This window comes from Peribacillus sp. FW305-BF15 (genome assembly GCF_058783805.1).
On record NZ_JBYSYV010000033.1, the window covers coordinates 29,484 to 44,100 of the forward strand.

The window sequence follows — 14,617 nt, forward strand, 5'->3', positions numbered from 1 at the left end:
CTCAGCAGTCCCTCCCCCAAATGTAGTATTCATCATCTACTATAACTCAACAAACTGTAATAAAGATTACACTTTTCACTTTTTTACGAATTATCAGCTTAGAAAGTTAAATTCACTTTTAATTTCCCTCGCACACTATTAATGAACCAAATTTCCTCAGCGTTATTGAGGTCTGCCTTTGAAATGTTTTTTACCTTGATTTCCTTCTTCCTGATCAATTCTTGACGAAATGTTCCTGCAAGCAAACCTGATTCCACCGGAGGGGTATAGAGGTCACCATTTATCTTTACCACTACATTTCCGTTCGTGAATTCCGTAATGTATCCTTCTTCATTCCAAAGCAGAACATCCTGGAAGTCGGGATTATTCATTTGAAAGCCTTCATAGACATCACGATTGGTGGTCTTATGAAATAGAAATGGATTTGCCCTTGATATTGGAGCTTCAGCTAGTATGGCCTTGAATTCTGGATCAAGGGGCTTGATTGCTTGTCCCAAGACTTCAATTTCACCATTTTCATGTAGTAGTACCCTTACTTTTTGCAGCGTCCCATTGTTTATTTCCGCATACTTTTGGAGTCGATCTCTAAGATACAATTCAGAGAATCGATAATCGAAGTACTCAGCGGATTGTTTCATCCTGTCGATATGATCATTCAACAAATAATATTCGCCATCGCTGAGCTTTAACGATTCCAATAGTTTGTAAGCAGGCCGTTCAACCGTTAATAATTTGGCTTTTAAAAAGGCTTCGTCATATTCTTCCGATAACTCGGAATCCCAAGTGATCCCCCCGCCAACCCCATACTCGGCTTTCCCTGTTTCCTTATCAATCACGACCGTACGAATCGGCACATTAAAAACGGCTTCGGATTCAGGAGTGATAAACCCGATTGCACCGCAATAAACTTCACGCGGTGAATTCTCGATATCAGCGATGATTTTCATCGTTTTAATTTTAGGTGCCCCTGTTATCGATCCACAAGGAAAAAGGGCCTTGAATATATCAATGATTGTTGTTCCTGGATTCGTATCGGCTGTAATCGTGGATGTCATTTGCCAAACGGTCGGATATTTTTCAATTGCCTTAAGTTGTGGAACTTCGACACTTCCTGGTTCCGCAATCATTCCCAAATCATTTCTTAGCAGGTCCACAATCATGTAGTTTTCAGCTTGATTCTTTTCCGAGGCTGCCAACCATTCTGCATTGAGCTGATCCCCTTTCAGTGTCGTGCCCCGCTTTACCGTTCCCTTCATGGGCCGAGTAATCAGCTGACCATCTTCCCAACGAAAAAACAACTCGGGTGAAGCAGATAGGATTCGATGTGAACCCACGTTCAAATATGCACTATAGTTCGAGCGTTGGGCTCTCTTCAAACGTTCAAAAAAAGCGAAGTCATCTCCTTCGAACTGAGATTGCAAACGCATCGTATAATTGACTTGGTATGTGTTGCCTTTCTTGATTTCCGATTTTATTCTTTGAAATCCAGAACGATAGGCATTTGAATCCGTTTCTGATTGCCATTCAGCTAAATGAAAAGCCCCGGTCACTTTTTCAGGTATTTCCGCTTCCGGTTTATCAAAAATCCCGAACCATAATAATGGCATTTTGGCTCCATCTTTTACTTTAAAGGATTGTTCAAAAGCAGGTGCCGCTTCATAGGAAACATATCCCGCTGCATAATTCCCCTGTTCGATCGCTTCCTGGACTTTTTGGAATTGGGGAAGGACATCCTCAATTGAATGGGCGGTGATCACTTTTTTCGGATTCGCAAAATATAGTGGCCTGCTGTCACCTTGTTTATCTGTGAAGTGAAATATTAAGGATAAAGGATCTTCTCGTTTCATTACTCTCTCCTAACTATGTTTATGAAGCCAATCGGTATGTATTTTTATAAAAAAGCTTGCAGACACGGGATCTGCAAGCTCATTCTTTAACAATTATTTCATTCCAGTAACCTCTGCAATGATTTCATAAGAACGAAGGCGTGCATCCTGATCATAAATGGCAGAGTTTATAATCATTTCATCCGCCTGTGTTTCATTTAAAAATCCCTGCAACTGCTCTTTTACCTCTTTTGGATTACCTATAATGGAAGCGTTCAGCTGCTTCATGACAATGGCTTTTTCATATTCTGTCCAAAGGCCTTCCATCGTATCAACTGGAGGAGCTAGTTGACCGGGTGTGTTCCGTATCAAATTCAAGAACTGCTGTTGATATGAAGTAGCAATCCTTTGCGCTTCTTCCGTAGTATCGGCTGCAAAAACATTGATACCAACCATGACATAAGGTTTATCTAGAACGTCGGATGGTTGGAAATTATTGCGGTAGCGGGCTAAAGCTGGTTGAGTATTTTCAGGGGAAAAATGGCTTGCAAATGAAAATGGCAATCCCAGCTGTGCTGATAATGCTGCACTGAACCCACTTGAACCAAGCAGCCAAATCGGGATGTCCTGCCCTTCTCCAGGAATGGCGCGAACACGATTATGTTTAGAATCCGCATCTAAATAGCTACGGAGCTGCGCCAATTGTTCAGGAAAATCCTGACCGTTATTACGTACATCACCCCGAAGTGCCATGGCTGTATATTGGTCGCTTCCCGGAGCACGCCCCAGTCCTAAATCTATTCTACCAGGATACATTGCTTCCAATGTTCCAAATTGTTCTGCGATAACCAGCGGTGCATGATTCGGTAGCATTATGCCTCCAGAACCTACCCGAATCCTTTCCGTCCTGCCTGCAACATAGCCTATAAGTACTGACGTTGCAGAGCTTGCAATCCCAGGCATGCTATGATGTTCTGCAACCCAAAAACGGTTGTAATTCCATTGCTCTGCATGTTTAGCTAATTCTACTGTATTTTTAAAAGCTCCCGAAACTGTACCACCTTCAACAATAGAAGCCAGGTCCAGAACGGAAAAAGAAATGTCGCCAAGTTTTTTTGCATATTGATCAGCATTCATATCTTCATCTTCTTTCTTTCAATTATGATAAATCGGACGCAAAGCCATCATATAGAAAATACACAAAAAATGCACATAAAATGCTTAAGGATTAACTGTTAAGAATTTCCCTGGCAATCAATCGAAACGAATTAAGCCGATCCTCCAACTTATGAGTGATGGTTATCAACATGATTTCATCTGCCTGATATTTCTCCTGAATCGTCAATAGGCGATCCTTAACTTGTGAAGGGGTACCAAGAATCAGTTTTTTATGCATGGTTTCCATCTGTGTTTTTTCTTTTTCAGTCCATTCATGATTCCTTACTTCTTCTATACTTGGAACTTGCTTTCTTTCCCCATGTCCACTTTGAATTTTCCACAGGGTGTTGCTGAGGGCGATTTCTTTCGCATATTCTTCCGTTTCAGCACAAATGGCCGATACCGTAATAATCGTTTTAGGTGCTTTGAGTATCCCTTTTGTTTGAAAGTGCTCACGATACTGTTTAATACTCTGCACGCCATCATTTTCGCTCATGAATTCCCCAAACGCGTATGCAGTTCCATTCTCAGCGGCTAGTTTTGCACTTTTCCCGCTTGTTCCCAATATCCATGGTTCAGGGGATAGCATTGGGATAGGAGCAGCAGAGACATTTGAAAACGGATGTTCTTTCGGAAATTCATCTCTTAGAAAATTCAACAGTTCTTGAACAAGTTCGGGCATTTTATATACATTTTGAAGGAAATTATCGGATAAGGCCATCGTTGCTTCGGCAGATCCACCAGGAGCACGTCCCATTCCGATATCAATCCGGCCTGGAAAAAGCGTGGCTAGCATATTATATGTCTCTGCTATTCGGTATGGCTTATAATGTGGAAGCAGTACTGCCCCTGATCCAATCCGGATATTTTTTGTTTGTGAACCAATATAGCTTATCAAAACCTCTGGAACGGAACAGGCCAAGCCAGGCAAATCATGATGTTCAGTAAACCAGATTCTGCTATAACCCAGCCTATCTCCTTCTTGAGCTAGTTGAAGTGAAGCCTGCAAAGCTTCTTGTGCTGATTGCCCGGATGCAATCGGGGATTGATCCAATATGCTCAATTTCAATTTGTTACCTCCTTTCTTGGCTTTCGTAACTTAATCGTAAATCATAACCAGCCGAAAGTCGCCTGAAACGCTTGCTTTGTTGTTTAGTTTGCAGCCTTTAGCAGAAAATATAAGGAGTTGAATCCAAATTAGGGAGTATAAGTGAATTGTATATTCTAGCGAGGTGTTTGGTTTAATATACTAAGGACGCAAGTGGCTCAAATGGTCATCATTTATTCTATCGAGGTCTTTTTAGGGATTTATGTAAAAAAGAAAAGCCCTTTTAAGGGGCTTTCCAGTTTGTAGACAAAAGAAGTTCGGAATTAAAAAATTCTGAACCCCTTTTGAAATCCCCTTTGAATTTCGCCAAAAGTTAAGAGATAGAGGGCTCTACGAGCCCACTTTCTTATGCTATTTTTGGTCCTCGCCATGTCCAATTGGCCATCTTCTTTAAATTAATTTCAGCGAAAGTAAGCATCGCCTGCATCGACAATTTTTTAAGTCCCCTTAAAGTAGTTTTCTTTTGCATCTGCGAATACACGCTCATTCTTTACGCTTCGCATATATAGGTTTTACATTTTGATGATGACGCAGATGATCTGCTTCTTCCACATTTGTTTGCCAGAAATGCCGTGTCACCAGGTTTTAATACTTCTATTTTAAAACAAAAATGACTCTAGGCAAAAGTGTTCTATCTAAAAGGTAAGACAAAGTTGATTGGAGCGGGTGTACGAGACTCCTGCTTAGAAAAGCGAGTCTAGGGGAGACCCCGCAGGCGAAAGCCGAGGAGGCTCCCGGACCGCCCGCGGAAAGCGAGTGCCTGTAGTGGAAATCAACGTCCAAATTGTACAAGCAATAAAAATAGACAAACTCGATTTTCATCGAGTTTGTCTACAGTCTGAAAAGCCCTTATAAGGGGCTTTCCAAAGCTATTCACTTTTTTTGAATTGAGATAGTAATTCATCTGCCATGATTTTTGAATCCAAACGAGCCGCTATATATGGGGGCTGAACCCGATTATTGGACTCCACGGGCAAACCTAGCCAAATAACTCGATGATCAAAGATGATAAAGGAAAAGGAAATAGGTGAACAAATAAAATGATCCGAGTTGATATCAGGATTTCTTTTTGCTGATATGATCGTCAATTTCACTGCAGGGTTCCGTTTCTTTAAATATTGCTGCCATTCTTCTGACAAACTGTTCAAATCCGGTACAGCGATAACCATGTCATGTTTTGTTGTTTCAATATCTCCCTGAAACTCCCCCAATTTACGGGCATGCATCCATCGTAATTTCGGGTGCTGGTGGTTAACCCATTTTCCAATGTCTTTCTTTGATACAATCTGATCATTTTGAATTTGATGATCGACAAGCTGACGAAGTGTTTTACTGCGATAAACGTGTTTGTTAACAAACGAAGTGTCACATACATGTACGAACTTACCTTTAGTCCTTGTTATTGCCACGTTAATCAGCCTTTCACTTTCTCTCCCTGTCAATAACATTCCAGCTCTGTTTTGCGGATAACTATCAACTGTGTCAAAGATCATCATCTCACGTTCACTTCCCTGGAAACGATGTACAGTTGCAGCGATGATATCCGCAGTTTGCCGTTCTTTATCATATAAGTCATCCAATAGCTTTTCCATCAATTCTGCCTGAGCCCGATATGGTGCGACATAACCAATTGACCTTGAACCGCCCACATAAGCTTCATGAATCAACTGAAAAGATAAAAGCAATTGCCATAAATTCATTCTCGAGTGGGATGTCCGTTCAGTGATGCAATATTCCCCTGCTAAGCTAGTATCAAGAAGTGCCGATGCCCTATTGGCAAACGGTTCCGCCAGCATTATGCCCTCCCTGCTAGTCGCAACACTTTTATGATCGCCAACAAAATTGTTATAGACGACACGATTAGTGAATGCTGAAATATCCGGATGCATGCGGCGTTGTTCCTTTAATAGGAATAGATGGGGATGGAGTTCTCCTTCTTCAACAGACTGGGCGACACCGGCCCGATGAAATATGTCTTCCTTCAGCCAAAGTTTCACGAGGGAATCACGAGCCGAAGCAATGGGCGGCAATTGTTTGAAATCACCACAAACGATAATATGCTTGGCTAACGCTGCAGCAAAAGCCACCTGAGGAACGTAAGCCATACTCGCTTCATCCAAGATGACCAGATCATACTCCTTTTGATAAACCGTTTCGTCATTTGCGGCTTTAGCTAAGGTCGTCCCGATTACTTTTGCTTCTTTTACGAATTGAATCTCTTTTTGGCGGATTTTCTCCAATACTTTGGCCAGCTTTTTCTCTATCTCAATTAACTGATCTGTATCCCTTTTACTGAAGGAACCTGCCAAATCATATTTTAAAAGACGTTTTTCTTCGCCAAGTTCTTCTTTTTCTTTAATTAATGTCGGTTCATGTTTACCTAATAATTGCCCCGTAACAATATCATCATGGATAGCTAGTGATTCACCGATTTGAGATCCATAGCGAAGCACATCGCCTTCTTTGAAACGATCTTTCTTTTTAATGAATGATGAAATTTCAGCCATCAAAACATCTACAGCCTGGTTGCTATGGGACAAAACCAGAACTTTTTTAGCTTGTAAATAATGATTGGCTACAGTACGAGCCAAAGTATAGGTTTTTCCTGTTCCAGGCGGTCCCCAAACAAAAGTGACAGGATTGAACTTCGAGCGGGAATATAATTCTTTCACACTGCTTTGTTTTTCAGTTAAAGGATGTTTTTGCGGCATGGACGGATCCATCAGGCGCTTGATTCGAAGTCTTTTCCTTTTACTCCTCTTGATTTCATCCAAGCGGATAATCAATTGCTCCAGCAATTCCCAGGGATCATGGTATAAAAAGGCTTCACTGATGATATCGCCTAACGAGCGATCAAAAACAATGATTATACTTTTCCCTTCCGATGAGAGGATCCTTCCATCCTGTTTAATCCCTCCCCATTCAAGTCGAACGAGGGAACCGACAGGGATTTTTACCGATGAACCTGTTTCAAAATAATAGTTGAAGGAACCGTCGCTTGTAAGCAGATGGCCGTTCGAAACCAAGTATTTTGTGCTGCCATATTTTTTCAAATGCAGGATTTCAAGTTGAAGTGCCTGCTGCCATTCTTTTATATAATTAACTGTCGAATTCATTTTTCACTTTCCTCACAAAATATGCCATTGTAGTACGAAGAAACTGGCCCATTGGCTAGGCTCCGATGTTGAAAATAACGCTGTCATCATGACTTTTTTCGCGAAATACCTGTTTCTTTTGCATATAAAATAAGGCCCAATCTATTGATTGGGCCTTTCATACGCCAATGTTTTAACTATAGCATTTTTTATAACATCATACCATGGGCTCTTTTGGAAGAAATGGTTTAGATTAGCCTTCTGTCAACTCACTAAATTGGTCGACGAGATCACTGAAAATCTTCATTGCATTTTCGATCGGCTCAGGTTTCGTTAAATCCACTCCTGTTTTCTTAAGCAGCTCCAATGGGAAATCGGAACTCCCGCTTTTCAAGAAAGTCAAATAACTTTCAAGTGTTTTTTTGTCCCCAGAAAGGATCTTATCAGCGATCGTAATGGCTGAAACGTAACCAGTAGCATATTTGTAGACATAAAACGGACGATAAAAGTGTGGGATGCGTGACCAGCCATACTTCACTTCTTCATCGAAACTTATTTCATCTCCATTATATGCACGAAATATCGTTTCATAGGCTGTATTAAAAACCTCGGCATTTAGAGGTTCTTCATTTTCAGCTTTTTCATGTACAATTTTTTCGAACTCCGCAAACATCACTTGTGTGAAGAATGTCCCTTTAAAACTATCTATGAAATGGTTAAGTAAATGTTTTTTCTTTTGTACGTCTTTTGTTGTCTTAATTAAATGGCGAATCAAAAGGATTTCATTCACAGTGGAAGCAACCTCAGCGACAAAAATGGAATACCCAGCACTTATTTGCGGTTGGTATTTTGAGCTATAGTATGAGTGCATGCCATGTCCAGATTCATGTGCAAGTGTAAATACACTGTCTAAATCATCACGATGATTTAATAGGATGAAAGGGTGAACACCATAAAGTCCTAAATTGTAAGCACCTGAACGTTTTCCAGGTGTTTCCCTGACGTCGATATACCTGTTTTCCTTAAAGGTTTTAAGGATTGTGATATACTCTTCGCCAAGTGGCTTTAGTGCCTCCACCATCAAAGCAAAACCATCATCGTAAGAAATCTCCTCTTTAGCCCCTTCGACTAATGGTAAACTTAAATCATAAGCACGTAATTCTTCTACACCCAGCAATTTTTTTCTTAAATGAATGTATTTATGCATGGGTCCGATATTTTGCTTAGTAGACATAATCAAATTATCATAAACCTCTTTTGGAACTTGATCTCCAAATAAGGATTTTTCCAAGGCAGATGGATAATTTCTCAGCTTTGAAAGATTCACATTATTTTTGATTGCCGTTGCAAGTGTGGAAGCGATTGTATTCTTCAATTGTACATATGGCTGATAATATGCGAAATAAGCCTCTTTTCTTTTATCCCGATCATCATCTTCAATCAATTTGGAATACATTCCTCGCGTCAGCTCTACCCTCTCGCCGTCTTCATTCGTAACTTCCCCAAATTTTATATCCGCATTGTTGATCATTCCGAACGTTTTTTGTGGAGCTGAAAAGGCTTCGCCTATTTGCGAAAGCACTTCTTCTTGTTCTTTCGTTAATACATGGGCTTTATAGCGGAAGGAATCCAATAAATCCTCTTCAAAATATTTCAAACCCTCGACTTCTTTTATGTACCCTTTTAATGTTTGTTCTTCCAGGCTTAGAAGAAACGGCATGAAGAATGCAGAAGCATTACTTATTTTCTGCCCTAACTTACCAGCTCGATCCAGCAATGCTTGTGATGAGGTGACCCGTGTATCCAAATCGGCTTGAAGCATGGCAAATACATATAGCTTGTTATAAATGTAGCCAACTTCCTCACTTAACCGTAAATACTCGAATAAATCTTGGGCTGACTGAATATGGCCATCGTAAGTTTTTAATTTTTCTGTCATCTTCAGGACTTCTTGATAATCTTTTTCCCAATTAGCCTGATCTTCGTAAATATCCTTTAAATTCCAAGTTTCTTCTATCTTTAATTCGTCACGTGATTTAAACGTTTGCATATCCTTTGCACTTCCTTTCATGCTTATAGCTTACCCTTTATTATAATCGACTTTCAGAAAAATCTGCATAGAAAAACCAGTATGCTAAAAATACATACTGGTTTTCCTTTTAAAAAATTAGAATTTTGCTGCAGTTTCAGCAACTTTCGCCAATCCTTCTGCAACGATATCCTGTGAGCGATCTGGGTATTGATTATGTCCCTCGATTACGACCGTTTCTGGGTTTTTAATGCCCCATAAGTTTAGATTCATCGTTACGTATTTCTCAGCCATTTCGCCAGCTTCCATTCCAGGCAATGCATAATCGGATCCGCGTGCATTAAGTAAGGCTACTTTTTTATCTCCAGCTAAGCCAACTGGGCCTTCAGCTGTATATTTGAATGTTGTTCCCGCTTGGGCAAGATAAGAAATATAAGTTACCAATGGTGCCGGAACCGTTGCGTTCCATAGCGGGAAGGCAAATACTACTTTATCGGCAGCGAGGAATTGATTCAAGTATTGTTGCACGATATCAGCAATTTCCACTTCTTCTTCAGTCAATTCCATGCCTTGGTTGCGTTTATATAAGGCAGTGATTGCAGTATTTCCGTAATAAGGCAAATTCAATTCAAATAAATCCAATTCAGTTATTTCATCGCTACTATTAGCTTCCTTATATGCGTTCAAAAACGTTTCATACATTTTGACACTGATAGCTTGATCCGCTGGGCGGTCATTTGATTTAACAAACAATACTTTAGACATTTTCGTTCCCCCAATTGTTGATTTTGTATATTTAATAAAAATAGCATTTAATCCATATATCTCGAATTAACTGCAATTGCTACTTTCACATTATAAAACTGAAAATCCAATAAGGCAAGGATTATGTTTTTTATTTTCAAACGCAAAAAAACCGAGAGCAATTTGCTCACGGTTACGTTAATTGTTTATGATGGAAGGGACACTTACCTTTTATCGGTTCTATATCATCCCCTATGAAAAATTGTTTCCATTCATTATGATTTACATCGCCAAAGTGACTGATATCAGGATGCTTCGGGAGATTATCCCATTTCTCCACCCGTTCCCGGACCTTTTCCCGTGACATGATTCCGCCTTTTTCCGTTCCTTCCAATCCTTCAAAGATCATCCTGGGCTGGAAACCAAGGACGAGGCTATTTCCTAAATCGCGAGTTTTACGCTGTTTATAAGCAGGTGCATTACCAAAGACAAAGATTGGTTCCCCGGCAAAATGATAGTCCCATAAATAATGATCCGGATCTTTCGGCTTTTCAATTGGCCAAGGTTTTTCATCCGCTTGATGCAGGTATTGAAGGATCTCCCAAAACCTTTTACGGTAAAATTCTATATCACCCTCTATCGAATCAGGCTCCATAAAAACGAAAAGTCCATGCCTTATATATGGTGGTTCCTGAAATAAATCAAGAAAGCTTTCCACTGCTTTAGGGAGATTGGACCAATCTTCCTGTGTGATATAAGCATAACGAAGTTCCCCTTTATTTTCAGCTTTCATACCAAAATAACAAGGAAAGGTTTTATCGGTCACTGTTTCATGGAATGTTTGATATTCCTTGATTAGCCATTGCGGCACTCGATCGGGATTTGTCATATCTTCTTTTGTTAACAAACTTGAATTCGCAGTCAGCATCATTTTCTCCTTAAATCGTCGTTTTATTATATGTTACCCGCTTTAAATAAACTAAAACTTCTTCGAATTGCAAATCAGGTTTATCATTTTCATTTCATTAGGATAACCTAAGAAAAAAATAGGAGGAGGTTGCTAAATGACAAGGAGAAGGAAAATATTAGTATCTGAAGCGCGACAAGGCCTTGATGATTTAAAAGCCAAAATCGCTGGCACAAAGAATCCCGAAGAGGCAAAGTTCGAAGTAGCAAAAGAAATGGGCGTACCGTTGAAAAAAGACTATAACGGTGAACTGACATCCAAGCAGAATGGAAAAATAGGCGGAAAGTTAGGCGGAGGCATGGTCAAGGAACTTATAAAGATGGCACAGGAAAACTTAGGAAAAAAACATTAACCAGAGTCTATCACTGTAGTTCTTAGACATCAGATAAAGAAATGAACTTTTGAATGGTAAAATTCGGGACTTAACACGTTACAACGCAATAAAAGCCAACCTTTACGGGCTGGCTTTTTTAGATCAGTTAATTCTTACGGGTGAAACTCTTGAAATAACTGACATTATTAATTCCTCCGACATCGGGTAATTAGCGGCAGCTGGGTCGGTCATTACTGCTTTCAGAATTCTTTCCATATCCGACTGGTTAATTTCATAGGCGCTGAAGTCGGAGGGCAGCCCAAGATCAGATAGGAAAACACGTAGCTTTTCTACCACTTTCGCTAAGATCCTTTTTGAATCTTCATCCTGTACTTTCACACTAAAGGCTTCAGCTATCAAATGGGCCTTTTGAAGATATAAATCCGGGATTGATTCCATGACGACCGGTAATAATACGGCATTGGCCAGTCCATGCGGAATACGGAATAACGCCCCATATGCGTGGGCAAAGTTATGAACAGGAATCGCATTCAATGCACTACAAAATGCAGTGATTCCCATCATGCTTCCATGCAGCATTTCCATTCTAGCCTCAATATTCGTTCCATCCTTTACGGCCCTCGGTAAATTTCTTTCAATAACTCGAATGGCCTGATATGCATATGCATCGGTTATTGATGTCGCAGCAGGTGAAATGATCGCTTCAATTGCATGTGTCAATGCATCGGCACCAGTAAACGCCGTAATGTCAGACGGCAGTCCGACTGTTAACTCGGGATCTAGAATCGCAACATCCGAACTTAAAAAAACATTGTATATATTCATTTTGACATTTTTATGTTCATTATATATGACTGCGATCGGGGATACTTCAGAACCGGTTCCTGCTGTTGTGGCTACGGATATATGCGGGATATTCATGGATTGTGCTTTTGGAAAACCCTCATATAGAAAACCGCTTGGTATTGAATCATTTATATCCGTAATTCCTTTATATAATCCGTATTTCAATGCTTTTGCGGTATCGATGACACTCCCTCCACCAATGGCAAGTATGGCATCGGCATGAACTTCGCGTGCATATTTCAATGCTTCGTTTACACATTTACTCGCTGCGTCTTGTGTTACACCCAGAAACTGTCCAACTATTTCAGCTTTGGCACCCAATTTCTGCTGCTCAAAAGTTTCGGCAACTTTTTTAACGACGCCTGCATTTTCCAAGCCAGCATCGCTCACGAGCAGAATCCTTCGTGCCCCCAGACCATTGAATAGGCCCGGTATGAGTGAACGAGTGTTAGTGCCACTGTAAACCGAAGACCTTAACCAAAAATTCGAATGAGCATTTACCTTCATATCGTTTCACCTCGGATTTAATAGTCTATATTCGCAGTTAAGAATCGTTCATACGTTGCATTCAAGTTCCCAATGGCCATCCATTAACGAATGTAAACTTACAGTATGCTTGTATCTTATTTCGGCATTATAACACCCCATATTCCTTTTCATTGCTTTGATAGATTTCTTCAATCCCTTTCCCTTTTGCCCTGGCTAATATCTCCATCCGCACTGATAATTGTTTCAGGGTAAAATTCAATACAGCTTGTTGGTCATTACCAAAGGGATTTCCTAACCGATCATATCCCTCCGTATTTAACCTGATGGCCAGTGGTGAAAGCTCCTCCATCCTCTTTTCAACCTGTTTAAAGATATGTGGATGTTCACTGATGATTCGCTGCAGCAGGAAAGTCCCATATGCAATATGGCGTGATTCGTCCTTTTTCAAAAAACCCACACCTTTTAATAAACCAGGCATCATTTTATTAGCTTCGAGAGTCTGATAGAACCCGAAATATCCAGTTTCTGCAAGAACGCCTTCGGTAAACATATTATAAACAGTGGCTGCTTCTGCCAAGGCTTCTGGTGATTGATCGGTTAAAAGTTTCTCCATCGTTTCAGGCAAAATTTCATAAAAAATCGATTTATAAGTGTCTGAGTGATAACCCGTCAAATCACCCGTTTCACCAATTTGATCTAATGTATAGCGAAAGAACTCCATATGCTTCGCTTCCTCGAACAGAAATGTCGTTAAGTACATTTCTTCTTCGATCCGGCCTTCTTTGGCTATTGTCATTATGAGCGGCAGCAAATCCAAAGTCACGGCTTCTTCCCCGCCCTGAAAAAGGGAAATGATTCTTAATAACACTTCCCTTTCAATGTCAGTAAATGACTTCCAATCTTCTTTATCCTGGCTGAAATCAATGTCCCGAGGATTCCATATACCGAATTTCTTTGCCTTTTGGTAAAGTTTAAATGGTAGGGCATCTTCTCTAAAACTCCTGCTTGTGGTCGTTAAACTCTTTCTTTTCATGGTAATGCCTCCTTGAAATTATGAACTTTAAACTTTTGAATCTCTAAGGATTTTTAAATTTGTAAGAGTTTTCATTATATTGTAAGATATTAGTAGCATTTATCCTAGTACTGAAAATGTAGGGAGGAATTAAGTCGAATGCTTGAGGAAACTCTGATGAAACATGTAAAAAAGATTTCCCAACAAAAAGATATGGCAAATAAATCACAAATGATCGTAAAGGGCTGTGTGGATTTTTTTTCATTTCAACGAGCATCTTTATTCAGTTACTCATGTTTAACAGGAATGGGTGAAGGAATTTGTGCATGTACAAGTGAAGATACTTTTTCATTACATAATGTTAGGGAAAATATTCATGATATATACCCGATCCACCAAGCAGTCATCCATAACAAGCCCATATACTTAACCATCCAGCATGCGAAATCCTCCATCCCTGCAAAATACGTTAAAAGATTTTCCATCTCTTCATTGGCAATCATTCCGATAATTGTGAATGACTTGGCCATCGGTTTAGTGTTGGTTGACCCCATTCACACCAACGAGCCCGTTACCAAGAATGATTTAATGAAGCTTTCCCATTATTTGAAGCTGGCTGTCAGTTCAACATTCGATTCCGCCCCTCCCACTCACCTTCTAAGCAAACGTGAAGTGGAGGTACTTCAATATTTAGCGAATGGGATGGGATTAAAGCAAATGGCACCAAAAATGAGCGTTAGTGAATTTACTGTCAGAGATCATATTTCTTCTGCCATCAGGAAATTGGGAGTGAATCACCGGACCGAGGCCGTCGCAGTTGCCATAAGGCACAAAATGATTATCTGAAAGCAAAAAAAAACCTTCAAAGAAGGTTTCAGACTGTAGACAAACTTGATGAAAATTGATTGTCTTTTTTATGGCTTGTACAATTGGGACGTTGATTTCCACTCCAGGCACTCGCTTTCCGCGGGCGGTCGGGGAGCCTCCTCGGCTTTCGCCTGCGGGGTCT

11 protein-coding genes and 1 pseudogene are annotated in these 14,617 nt (G+C 40.2%); 2 read left to right on the forward strand and 10 right to left on the reverse strand.

Translation table 11 applies throughout. The features are described from left to right. Nucleotides 1–98: 98 nt before the first annotated feature. The 8 genes and pseudogenes from pabB to AC3WLU_RS24480 all read right to left on the reverse strand — a co-directional run bounded on the left by pabB (nt 99) and on the right by AC3WLU_RS24480 (nt 10,888). Complete coding sequence (gene pabB / locus AC3WLU_RS24445; protein WP_492598071.1) at nt 99–1,847, reverse strand: aminodeoxychorismate synthase component I; 1,749 nt, start codon at nt 1,845–1,847, stop codon at nt 99–101. A gap of 93 nt (nt 1,848–1,940) precedes the next feature. Beyond that, nucleotides 1,941–2,963, reverse strand: a complete 1,023-nt coding sequence (locus AC3WLU_RS24450) for an LLM class flavin-dependent oxidoreductase (protein ID WP_057277548.1) — start codon at nt 2,961–2,963, stop codon at nt 1,941–1,943. Between the two features lie 91 nt (nt 2,964–3,054). Continuing rightward, complete coding sequence (locus AC3WLU_RS24455; protein ID WP_427524797.1) at nt 3,055–4,053, reverse strand: LLM class flavin-dependent oxidoreductase; 999 nt, start codon at nt 4,051–4,053, stop codon at nt 3,055–3,057. A gap of 385 nt (nt 4,054–4,438) precedes the next feature. Continuing rightward, a pseudogene (locus AC3WLU_RS24460) lies at nt 4,439–4,674 on the reverse strand (transposase); the annotation flags it as partial. 287 nt (nt 4,675–4,961) lie between these two features. Then, nucleotides 4,962–7,208 carry an AAA domain-containing protein gene (locus tag AC3WLU_RS24465; RefSeq protein ID WP_492598072.1) on the reverse strand — a complete coding sequence of 749 codons (2,247 nt, stop codon included), beginning with the start codon at nt 7,206–7,208 and terminating at the stop codon, nt 4,962–4,964. Nucleotides 7,209–7,440: 232 nt separating this feature from the next. After that, a complete protein-coding gene (gene pepF, locus AC3WLU_RS24470) occupies nt 7,441–9,237 on the reverse strand; it encodes an oligoendopeptidase F (RefSeq protein ID WP_492598073.1) in 1,797 nt (598 codons plus the stop codon). A 117-nt stretch (nt 9,238–9,354) separates the two neighbouring features. Further along, a complete protein-coding gene (locus AC3WLU_RS24475) occupies nt 9,355–9,981 on the reverse strand; it encodes an FMN-dependent NADH-azoreductase (RefSeq protein WP_052137253.1) in 627 nt (208 codons plus the stop codon). 172 nt (nt 9,982–10,153) lie between these two features. Then, nucleotides 10,154–10,888: a YqcI/YcgG family protein gene (locus AC3WLU_RS24480; RefSeq protein ID WP_034306969.1), complete on the reverse strand. Its 735-nt coding sequence runs from the start codon at nt 10,886–10,888 to the stop codon at nt 10,154–10,156. A 136-nt stretch (nt 10,889–11,024) separates the two neighbouring features. On the opposite strand from AC3WLU_RS24480, the gene AC3WLU_RS24485 reads away from it, so the two are divergent. Then, a complete protein-coding gene (locus AC3WLU_RS24485; RefSeq protein ID WP_492598074.1) occupies nt 11,025–11,279 on the forward strand; it encodes an alpha/beta-type small acid-soluble spore protein in 255 nt (84 codons plus the stop codon). Between the two features lie 123 nt (nt 11,280–11,402). On the opposite strand, the gene AC3WLU_RS24490 is transcribed toward AC3WLU_RS24485, so the two are convergent. Together AC3WLU_RS24490 and AC3WLU_RS24495 are read right to left on the reverse strand one after the other, a co-directional pair. Beyond that, a complete protein-coding gene (locus tag AC3WLU_RS24490; protein ID WP_492598075.1) occupies nt 11,403–12,614 on the reverse strand; it encodes an iron-containing alcohol dehydrogenase in 1,212 nt (403 codons plus the stop codon). Between the two features lie 127 nt (nt 12,615–12,741). Beyond that, complete coding sequence (locus AC3WLU_RS24495; protein ID WP_413004114.1) at nt 12,742–13,629, reverse strand: R2-like ligand-binding oxidase; 888 nt, start codon at nt 13,627–13,629, stop codon at nt 12,742–12,744. A 138-nt stretch (nt 13,630–13,767) separates the two neighbouring features. On the opposite strand from AC3WLU_RS24495, the gene AC3WLU_RS24500 reads away from it, so the two are divergent. Beyond that, complete coding sequence (locus AC3WLU_RS24500) at nt 13,768–14,454, forward strand: helix-turn-helix transcriptional regulator (RefSeq protein ID WP_369316466.1); 687 nt, start codon at nt 13,768–13,770, stop codon at nt 14,452–14,454. The last annotated feature ends 163 nt before the right edge of the window (nt 14,455–14,617 follow it).